16 protein-coding genes are annotated in these 21,358 nt (G+C 46.0%); 13 read left to right on the top strand and 3 right to left on the bottom strand.

The window, feature by feature from the left end:
• Positions 1-40: 40 nt before the first annotated feature.
• The 4 genes from ICN17_RS04605 to ICN17_RS04590 are packed head-to-tail and all read left to right on the top strand — an operon-like array spanning position 41 to position 7,670.
• Entirely contained in the window at positions 41-4,177 is a 4,137-nt protein-coding gene (locus ICN17_RS04605; RefSeq protein WP_216236327.1) for a YhdP family protein, read from the top strand.
• Positions 4,174-5,004: a carbon-nitrogen hydrolase family protein gene (locus ICN17_RS04600; protein WP_216236326.1), complete on the top strand. Its 831-nt coding sequence runs from the start codon at positions 4,174-4,176 to the stop codon at positions 5,002-5,004. Before ICN17_RS04605 ends, ICN17_RS04600 begins: the two co-directional genes overlap by 4 nt.
• Before the next feature lie 20 nt (positions 5,005-5,024).
• Positions 5,025-6,515, top strand: a complete 1,491-nt coding sequence (gene tldD, locus ICN17_RS04595) for a metalloprotease TldD (protein WP_255538289.1) — start codon at positions 5,025-5,027, stop codon at positions 6,513-6,515.
• Positions 6,516-6,545: 30 nt separating this feature from the next.
• Complete coding sequence (locus ICN17_RS04590; protein WP_216236325.1) at positions 6,546-7,670, top strand: 3-deoxy-7-phosphoheptulonate synthase; 1,125 nt, start codon at positions 6,546-6,548, stop codon at positions 7,668-7,670.
• Between the two features lie 38 nt (positions 7,671-7,708).
• Here the strand turns inward: ICN17_RS04590 and ICN17_RS04585 are convergent, their stop codons facing one another.
• Positions 7,709-8,278, bottom strand: a complete 570-nt coding sequence (locus tag ICN17_RS04585) for a cob(I)yrinic acid a,c-diamide adenosyltransferase (protein ID WP_216236324.1) — start codon at positions 8,276-8,278, stop codon at positions 7,709-7,711.
• Between the two features lie 27 nt (positions 8,279-8,305).
• Between ICN17_RS04585 and ICN17_RS04580 the strand changes: the two genes are divergently transcribed.
• The 5 genes from ICN17_RS04580 to proC are packed head-to-tail and all read left to right on the top strand — an operon-like array spanning position 8,306 to position 13,827.
• The gene (locus tag ICN17_RS04580; RefSeq protein ID WP_370625946.1) at positions 8,306-9,811 is read left to right on the top strand and encodes an FAD-linked oxidase C-terminal domain-containing protein; all 1,506 of its coding nucleotides are present in this window, start codon (positions 8,306-8,308) and stop codon (positions 9,809-9,811) included.
• The gene (gene glcE / locus ICN17_RS04575) at positions 9,811-10,953 is read left to right on the top strand and encodes a glycolate oxidase subunit GlcE (RefSeq protein ID WP_216236323.1); all 1,143 of its coding nucleotides are present in this window, start codon (positions 9,811-9,813) and stop codon (positions 10,951-10,953) included. The genes ICN17_RS04580 and glcE overlap by 1 nt, the downstream gene beginning before the upstream one ends.
• An 8-nt stretch (positions 10,954-10,961) precedes the next feature.
• On the top strand, positions 10,962-12,239 hold the full coding sequence (glcF, locus tag ICN17_RS04570) for a glycolate oxidase subunit GlcF (RefSeq protein ID WP_216236322.1): 1,278 nt from the start codon (positions 10,962-10,964) through the stop codon (positions 12,237-12,239).
• Positions 12,236-12,961: a YggS family pyridoxal phosphate-dependent enzyme gene (locus ICN17_RS04565; RefSeq protein ID WP_216236321.1), complete on the top strand. Its 726-nt coding sequence runs from the start codon at positions 12,236-12,238 to the stop codon at positions 12,959-12,961. The genes glcF and ICN17_RS04565 overlap by 4 nt, the downstream gene beginning before the upstream one ends.
• On the top strand, positions 12,958-13,827 hold the full coding sequence (gene proC / locus ICN17_RS04560; RefSeq protein ID WP_216236320.1) for a pyrroline-5-carboxylate reductase: 870 nt from the start codon (positions 12,958-12,960) through the stop codon (positions 13,825-13,827). The genes ICN17_RS04565 and proC overlap by 4 nt, the downstream gene beginning before the upstream one ends.
• A 15-nt stretch (positions 13,828-13,842) precedes the next feature.
• On the opposite strand, the gene ubiA is transcribed toward proC, so the two are convergent.
• Complete coding sequence (ubiA, locus tag ICN17_RS04555) at positions 13,843-14,706, bottom strand: 4-hydroxybenzoate octaprenyltransferase (protein ID WP_216236319.1); 864 nt, start codon at positions 14,704-14,706, stop codon at positions 13,843-13,845.
• 10 nt (positions 14,707-14,716) lie between these two features.
• Entirely contained in the window at positions 14,717-16,783 is a 2,067-nt protein-coding gene (gene recG, locus ICN17_RS04550; RefSeq protein ID WP_216236318.1) for an ATP-dependent DNA helicase RecG, read from the bottom strand.
• A gap of 30 nt (positions 16,784-16,813) precedes the next feature.
• On the opposite strand from recG, the gene queA reads away from it, so the two are divergent.
• The 4 genes from queA (at position 16,814) to secD (ending at position 21,358) form a co-directional block, all read left to right on the top strand.
• Positions 16,814-17,860 carry a tRNA preQ1(34) S-adenosylmethionine ribosyltransferase-isomerase QueA gene (queA, locus tag ICN17_RS04545; protein ID WP_216236317.1) on the top strand — a complete coding sequence of 349 codons (1,047 nt, stop codon included), beginning with the start codon at positions 16,814-16,816 and terminating at the stop codon, positions 17,858-17,860.
• The gene (tgt, locus tag ICN17_RS04540; RefSeq protein WP_216236316.1) at positions 17,857-19,014 is read left to right on the top strand and encodes a tRNA guanosine(34) transglycosylase Tgt; all 1,158 of its coding nucleotides are present in this window, start codon (positions 17,857-17,859) and stop codon (positions 19,012-19,014) included. The genes queA and tgt overlap by 4 nt, the downstream gene beginning before the upstream one ends.
• Before the next feature lie 132 nt (positions 19,015-19,146).
• Positions 19,147-19,473 (top strand): preprotein translocase subunit YajC, encoded by a 327-nt coding sequence (yajC, locus tag ICN17_RS04535; protein ID WP_087909480.1) that lies wholly within the window; start codon positions 19,147-19,149, stop codon positions 19,471-19,473.
• A 25-nt stretch (positions 19,474-19,498) separates the two neighbouring features.
• On the top strand, positions 19,499-21,358 hold the full coding sequence (gene secD, locus ICN17_RS04530; protein WP_216236315.1) for a protein translocase subunit SecD: 1,860 nt from the start codon (positions 19,499-19,501) through the stop codon (positions 21,356-21,358).

Here is a 21,358-nt window from a genome sequence, read left to right as displayed (position 1 = left end):
AGCTTGGCGACCGACTCCAGGCTGACGGATAATAGGGGTCATGCTGCAAAACATCATCCCGCCTCGCCTCAAGAACTTGCTGGCAAAACGCCCTAAAAGTTTTGACGGGCCTTGGCGCAAACGCGCCCTCTATCTTTGTGGCTTTGTTTTGGCCTTATTTGTAATTGGCCACCTGGGTATTCGTTTCATAGTTTGGCCTCAAATTGAAAAATCCAAAGCCTCTGTAGAAAGACTCATTAGCGCTCGCTTTGGTGTTGATGTTGCGATGGATGATTTAAGGGTTTCTTGGACCGGCATCCGGCCCGAGTTTGAAGTCGATGGTCTACGCTTTAATGGCCCTGACAAATCGAAGCCTTTATTACAGATTGCAAAAATTCGTGGTGAGCTCAGCTGGAATTCGCTCTACCACCTATCACCTTATTTCCATGAGCTCTACTTTGAAGGCGCTCAAATTTATGCTGAGCGCGATAAAAAAGGCTTGATCAATATTGCCGGCATTCCAACTCACGGGAATTCAAATGATTACGGATTCGAAAATTGGCTTCTCGCGCAAAACGAGATTGAAGTTACCAATGTTGAAATATTTTGGGCTGATCAGCTCAATAAAAAATTAAGTACTTCGGTTCAAATTCAAAATCTAGCACTCAGTAATGGCATACGCAGTCATAAAGCCTCACTGCAAGCAACAACTCCGTGGGCTAATGGCCCCATACAAGTTGAGGCAAACTTCGTTCACCACCTTGGTGGCGAGGCTGGCAATTGGCGTAACTGGATTGGTAATATCTCCTGGGATGTGGCCGATCTCAATCTCAGTCAAATTGCAAAAGAATTTACTCTTCCACTCCATGCTTTAGAGGGAAAACTGAGCTCTAAGGGAAAATTAAAAATTGATAACGGCCAACCCGATGGTGGAGCAACCTTTATAGCAGCAGATAACCTTGTGATTCAGCTCGCCAAAAATGAAGATGGTATTGCTCTGGGTAGATTAGAAACCAATCTCACCCAAGAAAATGATGGGGGCTTAATTTCTGTTACTACCAAAACATTTGCCTGGCGAGATATCGATAGTTCCAAGACTGCACCATTAGAAAACTTAAGCCCGATGACTTTTGCCTGGAGCCCTCCAGGTTCCGATGGTGAAATTAAAGAATTTAGATTCTCTTCCCCTAAAATTTTGGTTGAAGATGTAGCCCTATTCGCATTGAACTTACCGCTATCTAAAAAAGTTCATCAATGGATTAAGGCTTCTCGTGCGGATGGTGAATTACAAAATCTCGATATCCGCTGGTCTGAGAGTAAATCCTCCCTATCGGCATTAAATATTCCTGGAGGATGGTTTAAATCAAACAAACTGGATTTTTCTATTAGCGCCAAGCTTGTTAATCTGGGCTTTATTGGCATCGACAAATCCATGCCATCGGTTTCAAACCTATCTGGGTTTATTAGTGCCGATCAAAATCAAGGAAGTTTTTCTATTAATTCCAGCGACCTCGAGATTGAGATCAATGATTTATTAGTTGATCCCAAAATTCAATTAGATCGTGCCAGTGGACAGGTTACCTGGTCAAAGAAAAAAGGGAATTGGGCTGTTAATGCAAAACAGCTGGCCCTCAGTAACCCGGAAATAGATACAACACTGAATATCAATTACGTGATTGGCGCTGCTAAGAAGCCGGATTTCATGACTCTGGATATGGACTTTGCAAGAGCCGATCTAGCTACCGCATACCGCTACCTACCTCTTGGCATGGGCAAAGAGGCCAGACAGTACTTGAGCAAAGCATTTACTGCAGGCACCATACAAAAAGGTAGCCTACATATTAAAGGCGATCCCAATGGCGTCCCTTTCCCAAATAGTGGCGATGGTGAATTCACCCTCAATCTCCCAATCGTAGGGGCTACGTTCTACCCAGTCCCATTATTGCCAAGCAACTTAGGAGTTTGGTCTGCATTTAGCAAAGTAAATGGTGTACTTGCAATGCAAAACTCAAGCTTGAAGGTGGATATTTCTAAGGCTAACTTCAAAGATGTACAGCTCAATCAATTCCATGCAGAAATTCCGAATGTCAGTGCAAAGCAATTAATGCTATCCGTAAATGGTAATGCTCAGGGCGATGCTCCACAGATGCTAGAGTATTTATTCGCCTCTCCATTTGCTAAAAAGCAAAATAAGCTAGAAAAGAATCTACGGGTAAGTGGGCCAATTAACCTTGACCTAGGGCTAAAGATCCCTCTCTCGACTAACGATGACACTGGCGTTGATATCAAGCTGGATCTAGCTGGTAACAAAGCACAGTGGGCAAATTTACCGCCACTGGAGAATCTCAAAGGAAAAATTCGGATTACCGAGGTGAATCCTGAATTTGAAAATGTCACAGCAACCTTCTTAGGCGGGTCTTTAAACATTAGTAGCTCACCCTCAGCACCAGGCAAACAAAACTTTAATATTACGGGCGCTATTACTGCAAACTTTATTAAAGACTATCTTGTAAAAACACTTAAAAATGAGGCCTCTCCAATTCTGGAGGCAATGAGTGGATCTGCTAGATACGAAGGCACTCTCAGCTTTAATAAAACTGGTAGCGAAACCAATCTCAAATTTGATTTGCGTAATTGGGCAAGTGCCGCTCCAATGCCAGCCAAGAAGCAGATGGGTACACCCATGACCGGTCAAGTGATCTTTAAAACTGCCACCAGTAATGAATCTGGCTCAAATCGCTTTAGCTGGACTGGAAAGTTTGGAGACCTATACACAGTTCAAGGAGACTTGAATAGCAATGATGAAATGCGCTATGCCCTTGGCATAGGTACACCGGCCAATTTATCCCAGGCTGGATTCCAAATGAATCTAGCTAGCAATGAGCTCGATATGGATGCTTGGTTAGATTTCTTTGGGAAACAAAAACAACAAAGTAATACCCCCCAAACAACTAGCTCTGAAACCACTAACGTTAATTTAACTGCGCAGGTGAAGAAGCTCATTTTGTTTGACCGCATCTGGCAAGACTTCAATTTATCGGCAAGCAATAAAATGAATGCTTGGCAGTTGCGACTTAACTCACCTCTCATTGCAGGTCAAATACAGTATCAGGAACCCAATAATGCCAATCCCAGCGGCCTAGTGAGCGGAAATTTAAGTCGACTCAAGGTTCCAAGTGAGTTCACCCCAGTAACAGAAACAGCTAAGGTCGCACAAAAGAATAATGTTGTTGTGAAGAGCAAGCTTTCGCCCAATTCAATTCCAAGTCTGGATGTATCCATCGATGACTTGAATTGGTCAAAGGCCCATCTTGGACAAACTAAACTCAAAACAAAGACTAGCAACAATCTATTAACAATAGAATCAATTCAATTTAATAATCCCCAAGGCAATTCAGTCACCACTGGGCAATGGATTGGTGCCACACCAAACCAAACTGAGCATAGCAGTATGAATATAGATTTGGATGTGAAAGATGCTGGGCGCATTATTACCAATTGGAGTTCACAAAAATCGGTTGAGGGTGGCCAAGGCAAGCTGACTGCCAATGCAGAATGGGATGGTTCACCCTTTAGCCCCAAATACGAAACTCTTGCTGGTAAGGTAAACCTCAATCTAGAAAAAGGACGTTTATTAGAAGTCGATACTAGCGGCGCTCAAATCCTGGATGTACTGAGCCTTCAAAGTCTATTCAGATTTGCGACCTTAGATCTGCAAGGTAGCCTAGGTAATATTGTTAGCAAGGGAACACCCTTCAACAATATCAATGCAAGCTTCGACCTTAGTAATGGACTGGCCCAAACCAAGCAATTCACCATGAGCCTAGATCAGGCTAGAGTAGCGATGGTAGGACAAATCAATATCCCCAAACAAACACAGGATCTGCGCGTAACTATCTTCCCAACCATTGACGCTACTGCTGGCTCCTTAGCTGCTTTTGCGATCAACCCTATTGTGGGATTGGGCGCACTCGTTGGGCAATACCTCATTACCAATCAAATTAATCGAAATCTACAATCTGACTATTTAATTCAAGGCTCTTGGGATAAGCCGGAAGTGATTCCGCTAGATCAAAAAGGTCAGCCGATTGATAATAAAACTTTAAATACGATACGTAGCAAAGACTTACTTAAAGAACAAAGTAAACCTAACCCAAGCAACGCACCAACCCCAAAACCGCAAACCCAGGCTTTATGAGCGAATCCAACTCTGTAGAACTCAAAATTGCCGCGATTCAGATGGTGTCAAGCGCATCACTTCAAGCAAATCTAGAGACGGCTAGCAGGCTGATCCAAGCAGCAGCTCAGGATGAAGCTCAGGTTGTCGTTCTTCCGGAATACTTTTGCATCATGGGACTGAAAGACACTGATAAGGTCGACATCCGAGAAACTTTTGGTAGTGGGCCAATTCAAGCAGAACTTGCAGAGCTGGCTAAGGCCAATAGTATTTATTTAATTGCCGGGACCATTCCCCTCGAAGCAAAAGATCCAAACAAAGTATTAAATACAACCCTCGTCTTTGGCCCAGATGGGCAGAGAGTAGCGCGCTATGACAAGATTCATTTATTTGGTTTTCAGACCAATACTGAACGCTACCAAGAGTCTGAAACGATAGAGGCTGGTGAGATACCTGGTATCGTCAAAATTACAGCCAACGACACTGAGTGGACTCTTGGACTGAGCATTTGTTATGACTTGCGCTTTCCAGAGCTGTACCGCACGCTTGGGCAAGTAGATTGCCACATCATTCCTGCTGCCTTTACATATACAACTGGCAAAGACCATTGGGAAATCCTCTTGCGGGCTCGTGCTATTGAAAACCAATGCTACGTCTTAGCATCTGCGCAAGGCGGAATACACCAAAACCAAAGGCGCACTTGGGGCAATACCATGCTGATCGACCCTTGGGGTAGCATCCTAAGCACCCTTACCGAAGGAGAGGGGTTTATTTCTGGGGTTTTAAGCAAAGAAAAATTAAACGAGGTACGCTCTAAGTTACCTGCACTTGCACACCGTAAGCTTTAAAGAAAGATTTGCTGAATCACATGAATGCACCTGAAGCACTATTTCCCGCGAATTGGACCAAAGCCAAAAAGCAGGCAGATCTTCTTAAATTAGCTAAGTCCATTCTGCTTGAGCCAACTGGACTCTCAGAGCAAGATCTCCATAAGACATTTGGCAGTATGTTCACCCATCGCCTTGATGATGCTGATTTGTACTTCCAACATACTCGCAGTGAAAGTTGGAGTCTTGAGGAAGGAATTGTCAAATCTGGTAGCTTCAATATTGACCAAGGTGTGGGAGTACGAGCTATTTATGGTGATAAGACTGCCTTTGCTTACTCTGACGAAATTAATCTAGAAGCGCTGACTAAAGCTGCTAAAGCTACCCGCGTGATTGGCCCACAAGGCGGTAAGCAGGCCGTTGCTAGCAAGCTATTCAATCCTATATCTAATAAGCTTTACTCCGATATGAATCCTTTGGACTCATTACAGCCTAAAGAAAAAATTGCCCTCCTAGAAAGTATTGAACGTCGCGCAAAAGCACGTGATCCTCGGATTATTCAGGTGATGGCAAGTCTTGCTGGTGAATTTGATGTTGTTCTGGTGGTACGTGCAGACGGCTTGCTTGCTGCAGACGTAAGACCACTAGTGCGCGTTTCAGTTCATGTGATTGCCGAGCAAAATGGTCGTCGTGAGTCTGGGTCTTCAGGTGGTGGCGCGCGCCATGACTATCATTATTTTGACGCTGCTCTGATCAATCAATACGTAGATGAAGCGGTTGATGGCGCGCTCGTCAATCTGGAATCTCGTCCTGCACCTGCGGGCCCAATGACGGTTGTTATGGGCCCAGGTTGGCCGGGCGTTCTGCTACACGAAGCAGTAGGTCACGGTCTTGAAGGTGACTTCAACCGCAAGGGTTCCTCAGCATTTGCTGGTCGTATTGGGCAACGAGTAGCAGCTAAAGGTGTCACTGTGGTTGATGATGGCACCCTCTCTGGCCGCAGAGGATCATTGAACATTGATGATGAAGGCACGCCTACTCAATGCACCACCTTAATTGAAGATGGAATTTTGAAGGGTTATATTCAGGATAGCTTGAATGCGCGACTGATGAAAATGCCACTGACAGGTAATGGCCGCCGCGAAAGTTTTGCATCACTCCCAATGCCACGCATGACAAATACTTACATGCTAGCTGGCAAGGACGATCCCCAGGAAATCGTGGCGAGCATCAAACGTGGTCTATACGCGGTCAATTTTGGCGGTGGCCAAGTTGACATTACTAGCGGCAAATTTGTGTTCTCAGCATCTGAAGCGTATTGGGTTGAAAACGGCAAAATTCAATATCCCGTCAAAGGTGCCACGATTATTGGCAGCGGCCCAGAGTCCTTAAAACAGGTCTCCATGATTGGTAATGATCTCAAATTAGACGGTGGCATCGGGGTTTGCGGCAAAGAAGGGCAAAGCGTTCCGGTCGGCGTTGGACAGCCCACTTTACGCATCGACAGCCTAACTGTCGGTGGAACCGCCTGAAAATTCTAAATTACGGCTTAAAATAGCCGTATGAGCCAACAAAATACGAATCCCTCCAATTGGTACTCTGTCGTTGATAAAACGTCAGATACTGACGATCAACGCATTGACAAGATTTCTGTTCTGCCTCCGCCAGAACATCTAATTCGCTTCTTTCCAATTTCAGGAACTCCTACCGAAGCATTGATCAGCAAAACTCGCAAGAAAATTCGCGACATCATTCATGGTAAGGACGATCGTTTACTCGTGATTATTGGGCCTTGCTCGATTCACGATCCACGTGCGGCACTCGAATATTGTCAACGCCTTTTAACCGAGCGTGAGCGCTTTGCCGGTGAATTAGAAATTGTGATGCGCGTCTATTTTGAAAAGCCACGCACTACGGTTGGCTGGAAGGGCCTGATCAACGACCCTTACTTGGATGAAAGTTATCGCATTGAAGAAGGTCTGCGTCTTGCACGTCAAGTCCTCATGGAAATCAATCGACTGGGTATGCCGGCAGGTAGCGAATTCTTGGATGTGATCTCTCCACAATATATTGCTGACCTCATCTCATGGGGCGCTATTGGTGCGCGCACTACTGAAAGCCAAGTGCATCGTGAGCTTGCCTCTGGTTTATCTGCACCTATCGGATTTAAAAACGGCACTGATGGCAACATCAAAATTGCTACTGATGCGATTCAAGCGGCGGGCCGTCCACATCACTTCTTATCTGTTCACAAGAATGGTCAAGTATCTGTTGTAGAAACTAAAGGCAATAAAGACTGTCACGTCATTCTGCGTGGTGGAAAAGAGCCTAACTATGAAGCGCCACACGTACAAGCTGCCTGCGCTGAGCTAGCAGCTGCAAAGCTTCCAGCCAGTTTGATGGTTGACTTATCGCATGCCAACTCAAGCAAGAAACATGAGCGTCAAATCATCGTGGCAGATGATATTGCCAAGCAAATTGAATCTGGTTCACATGAGATTTTTGGTGTGATGGTAGAAAGTCACCTGAACGACGGTGCACAGAAATTTACACCCGGTAAAGATGATCCACGTAAGCTGGAGTACGGTAAGAGTATTACCGATGCCTGTATTAATTGGGATGATTCAGTAAAAGTGTTGGAGCGTTTAGCTAGCGCAGTAAAGAAACGCCGTAGCAAGAAAAAATAACGCGCGCAGTAATGAAGGCAATACTAAAGGAGGCTGATTTATTTAGTCTCTTTTTTTTCGTGCTTCCAAAGTACATCGGTACCACCAGCCGCACGATTGAGTATGCGCGAAAGTACAAATAATAAATCAGACAAACGATTGACATATTGGCGAGGAGCATCATACAAAGGCTCTGCCCAACCCAAACGCACAATCGAACGCTCAGCTCTTCTGCAGACGGTGCGACATACGTGCGCTTGCGCAGCAGCACGAGTACCACCAGGAAGAATGAATTCCGTCAATGGAGGAAGCTCTTTGTTGTACTTTTCTAGCCAAACATCCAACTGAGCTACGTGGTCAGGATTTAGTAACTTGTAATTCGGAATACAAAGCTCGCCGCCCAGATCGAATAAATCATGCTGAACCTGCATGAAAAGCGCTTTTAGTTCAGGAGCAATGCTTTCTGGGATCTCCTCAGTCATCAAAACACCGATTTCTGAGTTCAGCTCATCCACGTCGCCCATAGCGCAAATCCGCAAATGATCCTTCTCAACGCGACTTCCATCGCCTAATCCGGTCATTCCAGCATCGCCCGTTCTAGTGGCTATTTTTGATAGTCGATTTCCCATGAGCTTAATTATAGGTAAATGGCTAAAATGATTCCTATGAATATGGTGACCCCACCCCCCGATCTAGCCGCAATCAGCGCACTTCAGTCAAAACTCGTTTCGGCCTTGCGACCGATTCTTCCGGAACACGCTCTACTTTGGGAGCCTGAAGACACAATTCCCTATGAATGTGATGGTTTGGCTGCTTATAAACGCATGCCGCTGGCAGTCGCTCTGCCAGAAACAGAGGAGCAAGTCGCCAAAATCCTCAAAGCCTGCTTTGAGATGCAGGTCCCTGTGGTTCCGCGTGGATCTGGCACTGGCCTATCCGGTGGAGCAATGCCCATCTCTCAGGGGTTAGTGCTCTCCCTTGCAAAGCTCAAGAAAATTCTCAGTATTGACCCATTTACTCGCACTGCGGTAGTTCAACCTGGTGTGCGCAATCTTGCTATTTCAGAAGCTGTTGCTCACTTAGGCCTCTACTACGCACCAGATCCCTCATCTCAGATTGCTTGCTCTATTGGCGGCAACGTGAATGAAAACTCTGGTGGAGTGCACTGCCTTAAATACGGCCTCACCCTACATAACGTTCTCCGCGTACGCGGCATTTTGATGAACGGTGAGATTGTGGAGTTCGGCAGCTTAGCGCCAGATTCTCCTGGTTTAGATTTGCTCGCCATTGTTTTGGGTAGCGAAGGCATGCTCGCAGTCGTTACCGAGGTTACTGTGAAGTTAGTTGCTAAACCAAAACTGGCACGCGTCATCATGGCAAGTTTTGACGACATTGAAAAAGGTGGCAATGCTGTTGCTGCCATCATTGCTGCCGGTATTATTCCTGCTGGTTTAGAAATGATGGATCAAGCAACTACTCGAGCTGTAGAAGAATTTGTCAATGCAGGCTACGACTTAGAGGCAGCGGCTATTTTGCTTTGTGAATCTGACGGCACACCCGAAGAAGTTGCTGAAGAAATCGAGCGTATGACTAAAGTACTCGAACAATCCGGCGCTAGTGGTATTCGGATTTCTAGAGATGAGACTGAGCGCTTAAAGTTTTGGAGTGGTCGTAAAAATGCTTTCCCGGCAGCTGGACGAATCGCTGCAGATTACTACTGTATGGATGGCACTATCCCACGTAGGCATATTGCGACTCTACTGAAACGCATTCAAGGAATGGAAAAAAAGTATGGCTTAGGTTGCTTGAATGTATTTCATGCAGGTGATGGCAATATGCACCCATTGATTTTGTTTAATGGCGCTGATGAGGAAGAGTGGCATCGTGCTGAAGAATTTGGCACTGATATTCTCGAAGCCTGCGTTGAGCTTGGTGGTACGATTACTGGCGAACATGGAGTTGGCCTCGAAAAGATTAACAGCATGTGCATTCAATTTGGTGAGGGCGAGCGTGAATCTTTCTGGGGTGTGAAAAGCGCCTTTGATCCAGAAAAGCTTCTCAATCCTGATAAGGGCATTCCAACCCTGAGTCGCTGTGCTGAATATGGCCGCATGCGGATTAGTGGAGGCAAACTACCGCATCCGGAATTGGAGCGCTTTTAATGAATGCTACCAACCCCATGATTGAGGCATTTCGTGAGCAGATTCTGAATGCAGCAAGCAACAAAACGCAGCTCTCTATTGAAGGTGGAGGCACCAAATCCTGGTATGGCAACCCCAATAGCCATACAAAACTTGATACTCGTACTTACTCTGGAATCTTGGAATATCAGCCAGAAGAATTGGTGATCACTGCCTGTGCGGGTACGCCCCTGAAAGAAATTGAAGCTGCCCTCAAAGCAAAAAATCAGATGCTGGCATTTGAACCGCCACACTTTGGTGAGCAAGCAACCTTTGGTGGTGCGATTGCAGCTGGCTTGGCTGGTCCTGGTCGCATTAGCGTCGGTAATTTCCGAGATTTTGTTTTGGGTGCGCGCATTCTGGATGGCAAGGGACAGGATCTGTCTTTTGGCGGGCAAGTGATGAAAAACGTCGCAGGCTATGATATCTCTCGTTTATTACCAGGCTCCATGGGTACGCTTTCATTACTTCTTGAAGCATCCGTCAAAGTATTGCCAAGACCAGCAGCTACAGCAACACTGCGGTGCAATATCACTCAAGAGAAAGCATTGCGCACTTTAAATGAGTGGGCTGGTCAACCATTACCAATGTCAGCAAGCTGTTGGATTGGCAATGCTAGCGGCGAAGGTCAATTGACGATTCGTTTAGCGGGGGCTGCTGCTGCAATTAAAGCCGCTATTCCCCTAATGAGTTCTTTAGTAAATGCAAGTGAAGTAGATCCTCAATCTGCCGAAGCGTTTTGGCATGATTTACGCGAGCATCAGCTGCCAGCGTTTGAAAATCTCGCTGCCGATCAAACTCTCTATCGCTTAGCTTTACCTGCTGCCTGTGGACCACTCACCATTCCCGGATCAAGTAATGAAATTGTTCTGGAGTGGCATGGTCAGCAGCGCTGGATTAAAGCACCCGGGGATGAAGCTACATTTAACTTCATCAAAAAATTAGTCTTAAGTCATGGTGGGCATGTCACTCGCTTCAAACAAGGCGTAAGCGTCAACCCTGAATTCCAACGCTTTACTTTGCTGAGCGAACAAGTGCACTCCAAAGCCCTCGAGCTTGTACAAGAGCGTCTGAGATCTGCATTTGATCCTGCTGGCGTATTTGCAACTAAACGTCTTCCATAAGTATTTCTATGTACACTCAACTTGCCCCCCAATTTGCCAATACTCCAGAAGGTATTGAAGCAGCCCGCATTTTGGGTAAATGTGTTCACTGTGGTTTTTGTACTGCCACTTGTCCAACTTATCAGATACTGGGGGATGAGCTCGATGGCCCCCGTGGTCGCATCTACCTCATTAAGCAAATGGCTGAAGGTGCAGCCCCCACAGAAAAAACTCGTAATCACTTAGACCGCTGTCTCACTTGTCGTAATTGTGAAAGCACTTGCCCAAGCGGCGTGCAATACGGCAACTTAGTAGATATTGGCCGCAAGTGGGCAGAAGAAAATACGCCAGCACGGCCCCTTGGTGAGCGCTTCACTCGCTGGGCCTTAAAAGAAGGTTTAACAAAACCGACATTATTTAAATCAGCAATGACTTTAGGTCGTCTATTGCGCCCATTAATGCCAAATGGCATCAAACGCAAAATCCCGGAAGCCAGAAATAAAGCTTTGGATAGCTCAACAGATCCTTATGCAAGACCCTCCGCTTCACATGAACGCAAAATGCTGATTCTGGAGGGCTGTGTTCAACCCGGCATGTTGCCCAATATCAATTCAGCAACTGCGCGCGTTTTAGATGCATTAAAGATTCAGCTCATTAGCGCCCCAAATGCTACCTGCTGTGGCGCATTGCGCTATCACTTGAATGATCAAGTTGGGGGTCTAGAGAATGCCAAGCAAAATATTGATGCTTGGTGGCCTTTAGTTGAGAGTGGTGTGGAAGCGATTGTGATGACTGCCTCTGGTTGTGGCGTCATGGTGAAAGATTATGGTCATCTCTTTGCTGATGACTCTGCATATGCAGCCAAAGCGAAAAAGATTTCTGATCTCACGAAAGATATCTCCGAGATTTTGCCAAATTTAGAAAACGAATTAGTTCAATTACTTGGTACAGATCAAAAACCAGGCGTGGTTTATCACCCACCTTGCACCTTGCAACACGGCCAACAAATCCGCGGCAAAGTAGAAGGCTTGTTATCTAGCGTTGGCATTGGTGTTCGCCTATGTGCTGACAGCCATCTGTGCTGCGGTTCTGCAGGCACCTATTCGGTAACTCAGCCAGAGCTATCAGAGCAGCTGCGCAAGAATAAGTTGAGCCATTTGAATACGGCTTGCGAAGAATCTGGTGCAGAAGTGATTGTTTCTGGGAATATTGGCTGTATTACCCATCTCCAGCAAGATGACAAACCAGTACTGCATTGGATTGAGATCGTAGATCAACTCGTCAGCAAAGCCTCTAAGGTAAGATGAATTCCATTGTTGTTAACTTAATGCAGGTGCGGCAGCGTATTGAACTTGCTTGCTTAGCAGCGAAACGCGAGCCTGAAGAAATCGAGCTCTTAGCAGTCAGCAAAACATTCCCCGCCTCTGCTATTGAGGAGGCTATGCATGCTGGGCAATCTGCTTTCGGTGAAAATTATGTACAAGAAGCAGTTGAAAAAATTACTCAGCTCGCTAAATTACGTCCTTGGTTGGTATGGCACTTTATTGGCCCTCTTCAAAGTAATAAAACGAGAGAGGTTGCTGAACATTTTGATTGGGTACATGGTGTTGATCGCCTCAAAATTGCAGAACGTCTATCAGCTCAGCGCGGCGAATTTCCCAACCTAGCAGAATTGCAATTGTGTGTTCAAGTGAATGTGAGTGATGAGGATAGCAAAAGCGGCATACCGCTTTCTGATGCTGCAGAACTCTGTGATGCTATTGTGAAATTGCCTAATATTGTTCTTAGGGGTTTAATGGCCATTCCAGCCCCAAGCGCAGACAAGGCAGAACAACGCAAAGCCTTTGCCCAGGTTCAGGATTGCTTTAAAAAAATTCAGGCGGCTAGATCCACAGATTTTAGGTATCAATTTTTTGATACGCTATCGATGGGCATGTCCGATGATCTTGAGGCCGCCATTGCCGAGGGCAGCACCATTGTTCGGGTTGGGACCGCTATTTTTGGGAAGCGCGATAAGATTAGCAAATGAGTAAAAATCTAAATAATCAAAACAACGCCAATGTGCAAATCACTTTTATCGGTGGTGGCAATATGGGTCGCGCACTCATCAGCGGTTTACTAGCTAACGGATTTACCTCAAGCCAGATTGCTGTAGTTGAAGCAAATACAGCAACTGCACTCAAACTACAGGAAGACTTTGGTGTGCAGAGTATCGGCTCTTTGGACCAAGTAGCTTTTGATTTTTCAAAAAATAATGTCGTAGTCATGGCTATCAAGCCTCAGGACTTTAATGTGGTGGCCAAGGGCCTATCCACAAAACTCAAGCACGCTTCCCTACCTGGTCCGCTAATCCTAAGTATTGCTGCTGGTATTCGCTTAAAGGATATGAGTCGCTGGCTTGATCACTCCCGCTGTGTTCGTGCCATGCCCAATACCCCTGCATTAATCGGCAAAGGGATTACTGGCTTGTTTGCTGATGCTGCTGTAAACGCATCAGATCGCAATCTAGCCCAGACTATCTGCAATGCTGTTGGTCAAAGTATTTGGGTGTCTGAAGAAATGCTGATGGACGCTGTTACTGCCGTATCTGGTAGCGGCCCCGCCTATGTATTTGCCTTTTTGGAAGCCATGCAATCAGCTGGTGAGAAATTAGGTCTAGACACAGTAAGTGCTCGCAAATTGGCATATGCAACTCTTGAGGGGGCAAGCCAACTCGCACATAACTCTGATGAACACGCTGGTGTACTACGTGAACGTGTCACCTCCAAAGGGGGTACTACAGCAGCTGCGCTTGAAGTGATGAAACAAGAGGGTTGGAACGAGATTCTAGAAAAAGCGATTGCTGCAGCAAGTCAACGTGGCAAAGCAATGGGTGATGAGTTAAGTAAGAACTAATTACCTAGGGAACTCTTAGCTCAGGCTAAGCCCAAGCACAATTCCCAGAAATAAAAATCCACCTAGCCAGTTATTGTGGCGAAAAGCCGCAAAGCATTCCTCACGCTGACGCGTAGAAATCAGTTTCAGGTGATAAATAGCGCAAGCTAGAGCTATAAACCACCCGACTAAAAAGTAATTACTTAAGTTGGCTAATTGCGCAACCCAAATTTGACTAATAAATAAGATGGCATAACTAATAGCGATTGCCAGAACATCATATTGTCCAAAAGTGATTGCTGAAGTACGTAAGCCTAAGCGCAGATCATCCTCCCGATCGACCATGGCATAGGCAGTGTCGTAAGCTATCGCCCAAAAAATATTTCCCACAAATAAGATCCATGCTTCTAATGGAATCATATTCAAGATGGCGGCATATGCCATGGGGATACCAAAGCCAAACGCAATACCCAGAATAGCTTGCGGTATTGCAAAGAAGCGTTTAGTAAAGGGATAAATGAACGCTACCACTAATGCAAAAACGGAAAGCTTCTTGGTGTAATCATTGAGCGGCTGAATGAGGAGGAATGCAATCAAGGCCAATAATGCAGCAATCAATACAGCCTCTTTTCCAGAAATCTTGCCGCTGGTCACTGGACGCCCTTGCGTTCTCTGAACATGAAGATCAAAGTTGCGATCCGCGTAATCATTTATTGCACATCCTGCGCTACGCATCAAAAAAGTACCCACTACGAATATCAATAAGATTTTGGGATCGGGCATTCCACTACTAGCCAGCCATAAGGCCCATAGCGTTGGCCATAAAAGCAATAAGGTGCCAATTGGCTTATCCAATCGAATGAGATAAGCATAAGAGATAAGGCGATCATTTAAAGACATGAGGTAATTATCACGCCTTTAAAAATTCAGCGCGGGATCCTAGCCAGCGCTCCAGATGACGCTCCACTAGATCTGCATGCTCTGCTAGCAAGCGCTCAGCTGCCTGTTGAGCCAATTCAATTAACCAAGCATCGCGCTGTAAATCGACAAACCGCAACATGGCATCACCAGATTGCTTAGCTCCAAGCAGTTCACCAGGGCCACGCAGGGAAAGGTCGCGCTCTGCAATGACAAAGCCATCCGATACTTCACGCAAGGTTTGCAAGCGCTCTTTAGCCGCCATTGATAAGGGCTCCGCATACATCAAGATGCAAACTGAATCGGCTGAGCCGCGACCTACACGTCCACGCAATTGATGAATTTGAGCATAGCCAAAGCGTTCAGCATGCTCGATCACCATTAATGCTGCATTGGGAACATCCACACCAACCTCAATGACTGTAGTGGCAACCAATAACTGAATTTCATTGGCTTTAAATGCGGCCATCACCGCTGCTTTTTCTTCTGCCTTTAGACGACCATGCACTAGGCCCACTTTAAAATTTGGTAAAGCCTGTGTTAACTGCTCAAAACTCTCAACGGCAGTTTGCAATTGCAAAACCTCAGATTCTTCTATCAAAGGGCAAACCCAATAGGCTTGTAGGCCTTTGGATAGCCAGCTTTGTAAACCGCCAATCACCTCATCACGACGAGTTGCCTTGACCACCTTAGTATTAATTGGTTTGCGGCCTGGAGGTAGCTCATCAATGACAGATACATCGAGATCAGCATAATAGGTCATAGCCAAGGTACGAGGAATTGGCGTTGCTGACATCATCAATTGATGACAATAGAACAATTCTGATCCAAGTCTTTGCTGTATTTCTAAGCGCTGCCTAACTCCAAAGCGATGTTGCTCATCAATCACTGCTAAGCCTAACTTGGAAAAGCTAACACTCTCCTGAATTAGTGCATGAGTGCCAATAACGAGTTGAGCTTGTCCACTCTCAATCATTTCCTGAGCCAACCTTTTTTCTTTTGCCTTCAAACTACCAGACAGCCAAGCAATGCGTACCCCTAATGGTTCAAACCACTCTTTCATTTTTAAGTAATGCTGCTCCGCCAAGATTTCAGTAGGCGCCATGACCGCAGCTTGATAGCCATGATCCATCACGCGTGCCGCTGCTAAGGCAGCGACTACCGTCTTGCCGCTACCTACGTCCCCTTGCAAGAGACGGTTCATTGGAAATGAGTTCTCTAGATCCTTAGCAATCTCTAACCACACGCGGTCTTGGGCTCCAGTTAATTGAAAAGGAAGCGCCTTAAGTAAGCCAGTCTCCAGACTTGGCTCTTTTAATGGCTTTGCAAAGCTTGGGGCATGCCGCTCTCTTCGAGTCGCATGAGCACGTTTCAAAGAAATTTGTTGCGCGAGCAATTCTTCGAACTGCACGCGGCGCCATGCAGGATCTGTGCGCTCTAACAAGGCTTGAGTATCAGCATCAGCAGGCGGCTGATGTAAATAGGTAATAGCGGCTTGTAGGCTTGGCCAATCATTACTTGGAAGCAGTTCTGTCATTAACTGCTTGGGTAAGAACTCAGCCAGACTATCTCGCAAGCTTGGATCACGCAAGGCCTGTCCAACTGCTTTGCGAATGATTGTTTGAGAAACGCCGGCACTTGCTGGATAGACTGGGGTCAGACTCATTGGCAAGGGAGCATCTGCTGCTATAGCCTTAACGGTGGGATGGACCATTTCTGGGCCCTGAAATCCTTCACGCACATCACCGCGTACTCGAATATGCGCGCCCACTGCCATTTGCTTTTGCTGGCTTGGGTAGAAATTGAGGAAACGTAGCTGCAAAGTTGCGGTGTCATCTTCAATGGTGACCAACATCTGTCTTCTAGGTCTAAATAAGACCTGATTTCGGATCACGACCCCCTGGGTTTGGGCTGAACTAAACCTGCCCTGATTTAAGGCCTCTTCAATCGTGAATAGCTCAGTCTCATCTTCATAGCGGGATGGAAGATGCAAAGCAAGAGCCATTGGGCTGTCTAAACCCATTTTCTGGAGTGTGCTTGGCGCTTGTTTGGTAGTCATCGTTAAAATCTAATACCTGATGGTAATGCTATGCAACTCTCTGACTTCAATTACGAACTTCCTGCCGACCTAATTGCCCAACACCCTTTGGCAAATAGAACCGATAGCCGCCTCCTAGAGGTCAAGGCCGATGGGGGTAGTCACGTCCAAGTAATTGATCGTCAGTTTAAGGACATTCTTAGCATTATCAAGCCAGGCGATTTATTGGTATTTAATGACACCAAAGTAATCCCAGCAAGATTACACGGCAAAAAAGAGACTGGCGGCAATGTCGAGCTTCTCATCGAGCGTATTAGCGGTGATAGACAAGCTTGGGTTCAGATCAGAGCATCGAAGGTACCTAAGACTGGCTCGATTGTTCAGATTCACAATCAGGCAGGAGAAACTTTTCCAGTGGAGATGCTTGGATACGATGGGCGCTTTTATGAGGTCCGTTTTCCAGAAAATGTTTTTGAGCTACTCGAACGTTTTGGTGAATTACCGCTACCACCTTATATCGAACACCAACCCGATAGTGAAGATGCGCAGCGCTACCAAACTGTTGTAGCAAAAAATCCAGGTGCAGTAGCAGCGCCAACTGCAGGACTTCATTTTGATGAGACTATTCTGAAGCAATTAAATAATTTAGGAATCAATCAAGCAACAATTACCCTGCATGTAGGAGCGGGTACCTTTACCCCAGTTCGTGAAGAGGATCTAACAAAACACAAGATGCATCATGAGTGGTTCTCGATTCCAGCAGAAACTTTGCAGGTGATTGAGGAAACTAAACAAAAAGGTGGACGGGTTATTGCTGTAGGCACCACCAGCCTGAGAGCCCTTGAGAGCCAAGCCATTAGCCAGCAAAGCAGTGGCGAAACTAATCTTTTCATCACACCGGGATTTGAGTTCAAAACAGTAGATTGTTTGCTGACCAACTTTCATCTGCCAAAATCCACCCTATTGATGCTGGTGAGTGCTTTTGCGGGAATAGATAATATCCGTGCCGCCTACCAACATGCCATAGCTCAGAAGTATCGTTTCTTTAGTTACGGAGATGCGATGTTTTTATGCCGACTTGAGAATACAAAATCATGACCAAACCTGTTCACTTCAATATATTGGCACGCGACTCACAAAGTCCTGCTCGTCTTGGTCAACTTGATCTTCCGCATGGCAGTGTCCAGACGCCTATTTTTATGCCCGTTGGTACATATGGCACCGTGAAGGCAATGACCCCGCGGGATTTGAATGAAGCAAAAGCACAAATTATTTTAGGCAATACCTTTCATCTTTGGTTGCGTCCTGGTTTAGACGTCATCAAAAAACATGGTGGCTTACATCGCTTCATGGCTTGGGACAAACCGATCCTAACTGATTCCGGTGGCTTTCAGGTATTTAGTCTAGGGGCATTGCGCAAGATCTCTGAAGAAGGTGTGACCTTTGCATCGCCCATTAATGGTGACAAACTATTTATGTCACCAGAAGTATCGATGGAAATTCAGGCAGTCTTGAACAGTGATATCGCCATGCAGTTCGATGAATGCACCCCTTACGAAATCAAGGGACAACCCACTTCAGAAAAAACAGCGCGGTCATCACTAGAGATGTCACTTCGCTGGGGCGATCGTTCACTCAGACGATTTAGAGAGCTTAATACTGGTAACGGCCTATTTGGCATCGTCCAAGGCGGCATGTTCGAAAATCTACGGGAATTCTCATTAGATGCGGTCAGCCAACAAGGCTTTGATGGGATTGCGATTGGAGGCCTCTCCGTTGGTGAGCCCAAACCCGAGTTCGAGCGTATCTTGAATTTCACGGCGCCTAAACTACCAGAACATATGCCTCACTATTTGATGGGTGTTGGCACCCCCGAAGATCTCATGTTAGGTGTTAGCCTAGGCATTGATATGTTTGATTGCGTGATGCCTACCCGCAATGCTCGTAATGGCTGGCTATTTACCCGCTTTGGCGACCTCAAATTGCGCAATTCCGGCTACAAGGACGATGATCGGCCGCTGGACCCTACCTGCACCTGCTATACCTGCCAAAACTTCACTAGATCCTACTTAAATCACCTCCAAAAGGCGAATGAGATTCTAGGATCCCAACTCAATACCATCCACAATCTATCCTATTACCTCCAGCTCATGACTGAGGTGAGAGAGGCCTTAAGCAAAGACCGTTTTAGCGCCTACCGAGAAGAATTCCACCAGAATCGCCAGCGTGGGGTTGAGCCCGGCCAGGATTAATAACCCTACGGAGGCCTATCCCCCTCCAAATCACCTCCAAAGCCCCGCACAGTTTAGAATTGCGGGTTTACGGCTTTACTTAAAAGCCTAAAACTGAAACAGTTTCCAAATAGTCTTTAACGGAGGTTTTGTATGTGGATTAGTAACGCTTTTGCCCAAGCCCCAGCTGCGGGTCCAGATTCTGGTGGCTTAATGAGTTTCCTGCCATTGGTTTTGATGTTTGCAGTTTTGTACTTCATCATGATTCGCCCACAAATGAAGCGTCAAAAAGAAACTAAAGCCATGCTTGAAGCATTAGCAGTTGGCGATGAAGTGGTAACAGTCGGCGGCATCATGGGCAAAGTAACAGCACTCAAAGATGCAGTGGTAACTGTTGAGATTTCAGCCGGCACTGAAGTGCAATTACAAAAAGGTGCTATCACCAATGTATTGCCTAAAGGCACATTAAAGTCTGCTTAATAGCTTTGTTTAAAAGTATCTCAATATGAATCGCTACCCTCTCTGGAAATATCTAGTTATCGTCGTTGCCTTACTCATTGGCGGACTATATTCAATCCCGAATTTCTACGGTGAGGCTCCAGCGGTTCAGATCTCTTCCGCCAAACCAACCATCAAGGTTGATTTGGCGACACAAGCTCGTGTTGAAAAGATTTTGTCTGATGCCGATATCAGTAACACTGGCATCTTCTTTGAAAATGCCAACAATGTTGGCTCTATCAAGATTCGCTTCAACAATACCGATATTCAATTACGTGCACGCGATCTATTGCAGCAAAAGATTAACGTCGATCAGAGCGACCCGAATTTCACGGTTGCTTTAAACCTTTTATCGAATACGCCAGATTGGTTAAATTCCATTAACGCCCTACCGATGCCTTTGGGCCTTGACTTGCGAGGTGGTGTTTACTTCCTGCTGCAGGTCGACATGAAAGGCGCGGTTCAAAAGAAGGTTACTTCTTTGGCAACTGATATTCGTTCGCAATTACGCGATAAAAATATTCGCCACCAAGGTATTGAGCGTGGCACAGATAGCATCACAATTAATTTTGGCAGTACAGCTGATGCTGATGCAGCTCGTGCAGTTTTACAATCAGCTCAACCAGAACTCACTTGGCAAGTCAAGCCAACAGGCCTATCACCAAAATTAGTTGGTGAATTTAAACCAACCGCATTAAAAGAGATTCAAGATAACGCTGTTAAACAAAACATCATCACCCTAAATAAGCGTGTGAATGAGTTGGCAGTTAAAGAGCCAGTGATTCAACAACAAGGTGCTGAACGTATCGTGGTGCAGTTACCAGGTGTTCAAGATACTGCACGTGCCAAAGATATTATTGGTCGAACAGCGACCTTAGAGTCTCGCTTAGCTGATCCACTCGTTTCCACAATTGGGATTGGCGAGACGCCACCTCCAGGCATGGATACCTTCCGTTTTGGTGAAAACCGTTTAGGCGTATTTAAGAAGTCGGTCATCTTCAGTGGCGATCGCATTACGGATGCAAGTGCTGGCTTTGATCAAAATCAACGCCCCGCTGTAAACATCTCCCTCGATGCTGCGGGTGGCCGCGTCATGCAAGAAGTGACACGCGAGAATATTGGCAAGCCTATGGGCATGATTTTGTTTGAAAAAGGCAAGGGTGAAGTGTTGACCATTGCTACTATTCAAAGCGAATTTGGGTCTAAGTTTCAGATTACAGGCCAGCCCACTACCGCTAGCGCTAATGACTTAGCTCTCTTACTACGCGCAGGTTCTTTGGCTGCCCCAATGGAAATTATTGAAGAGCGCACCATTGGACCAAGCTTAGGTGCGGAGAATATTGAGAAGGGCTTCAAGTCACTCTTGATTGGCTTTGGCGCAATTGCCATTTTCATGATGGCTTACTACTTATTATTTGGCACATTCTCAGTCATTGCGTTGGCAGTGAACTTACTCCTGCTGATTTCTATACTGTCGATGTTACAAGCCACCCTCACTTTGCCAGGCATCGCCGCGATGGCCTTAGCACTCGGTATGGCGATTGACTCTAACGTATTGATTAATGAACGTATTCGTGAAGAGCTACGCAACGGCGCAGCGCCGCAAACTGCAATTGCAGTTGGCTTTGATAAAGCTTGGGCAACAATTTTGGACTCGAACGTGACAACCTTAATTGCTGGTCTAGCGCTCCTGGCATTTGGCTCAGGCCCGATCAAAGGCTTTGCAGTGGTTCACTGCTTAGGTATTTTGACTTCAATGTTCTCGGCTGTCTTCTTCTCGCGCGGTCTTGTCAACCTCTGGTACGGCAGACACAAGAAGGTTCAAAAACTCGCTATTGGCCAAGTTTGGCGACCACAGGAGAAATAA

It is taken from the genome of Polynucleobacter sp. 73C-SIWE (assembly GCF_018882465.1).
In the GTDB taxonomy this organism is placed as follows: Bacteria; Pseudomonadota; Gammaproteobacteria; order Burkholderiales; family Burkholderiaceae; genus Polynucleobacter.
This window is presented reverse-complemented; position numbering and strand designations above follow the sequence as displayed.

Bases quoted from the DNA above. Each gene is read 5' to 3' on its own strand.
- ICN17_RS04590 (WP_216236325.1), top strand. From the start codon at position 6,546: ATGAGCCAACAAAATACGAATCCCTCCAATTGGTACTCTGTCGTTGAT.
- secD (WP_216236315.1), top strand. From the start codon at position 19,499: ATGAATCGCTACCCTCTCTGGAAATATCTAGTTATCGTCGTTGCCTTA.
- glcF (WP_216236322.1), top strand. From the start codon at position 10,962: ATGTACACTCAACTTGCCCCCCAATTTGCCAATACTCCAGAAGGTATT.
- ICN17_RS04605 (WP_216236327.1), top strand. From the start codon at position 41: ATGCTGCAAAACATCATCCCGCCTCGCCTCAAGAACTTGCTGGCAAAA.
- tgt (WP_216236316.1), top strand. From the start codon at position 17,857: ATGACCAAACCTGTTCACTTCAATATATTGGCACGCGACTCACAAAGT.
- proC (WP_216236320.1), top strand. From the start codon at position 12,958: ATGAGTAAAAATCTAAATAATCAAAACAACGCCAATGTGCAAATCACT.
- recG (WP_216236318.1), bottom strand. From the start codon at position 16,783: ATGACTACCAAACAAGCGCCAAGCACACTCCAGAAAATGGGTTTAGAC.
- tldD (WP_255538289.1), top strand. From the start codon at position 5,025: ATGAATGCACCTGAAGCACTATTTCCCGCGAATTGGACCAAAGCCAAA.
- ICN17_RS04565 (WP_216236321.1), top strand. From the start codon at position 12,236: ATGAATTCCATTGTTGTTAACTTAATGCAGGTGCGGCAGCGTATTGAA.
- yajC (WP_087909480.1), top strand. From the start codon at position 19,147: ATGTGGATTAGTAACGCTTTTGCCCAAGCCCCAGCTGCGGGTCCAGAT.
- queA (WP_216236317.1), top strand. From the start codon at position 16,814: ATGCAACTCTCTGACTTCAATTACGAACTTCCTGCCGACCTAATTGCC.
- glcE (WP_216236323.1), top strand. From the start codon at position 9,811: ATGAATGCTACCAACCCCATGATTGAGGCATTTCGTGAGCAGATTCTG.
- ICN17_RS04580 (WP_370625946.1), top strand. From the start codon at position 8,306: ATGATTCCTATGAATATGGTGACCCCACCCCCCGATCTAGCCGCAATC.
- ICN17_RS04585 (WP_216236324.1), bottom strand. From the start codon at position 8,278: ATGGGAAATCGACTATCAAAAATAGCCACTAGAACGGGCGATGCTGGA.
- ubiA (WP_216236319.1), bottom strand. From the start codon at position 14,706: ATGTCTTTAAATGATCGCCTTATCTCTTATGCTTATCTCATTCGATTG.
- ICN17_RS04600 (WP_216236326.1), top strand. From the start codon at position 4,174: ATGAGCGAATCCAACTCTGTAGAACTCAAAATTGCCGCGATTCAGATG.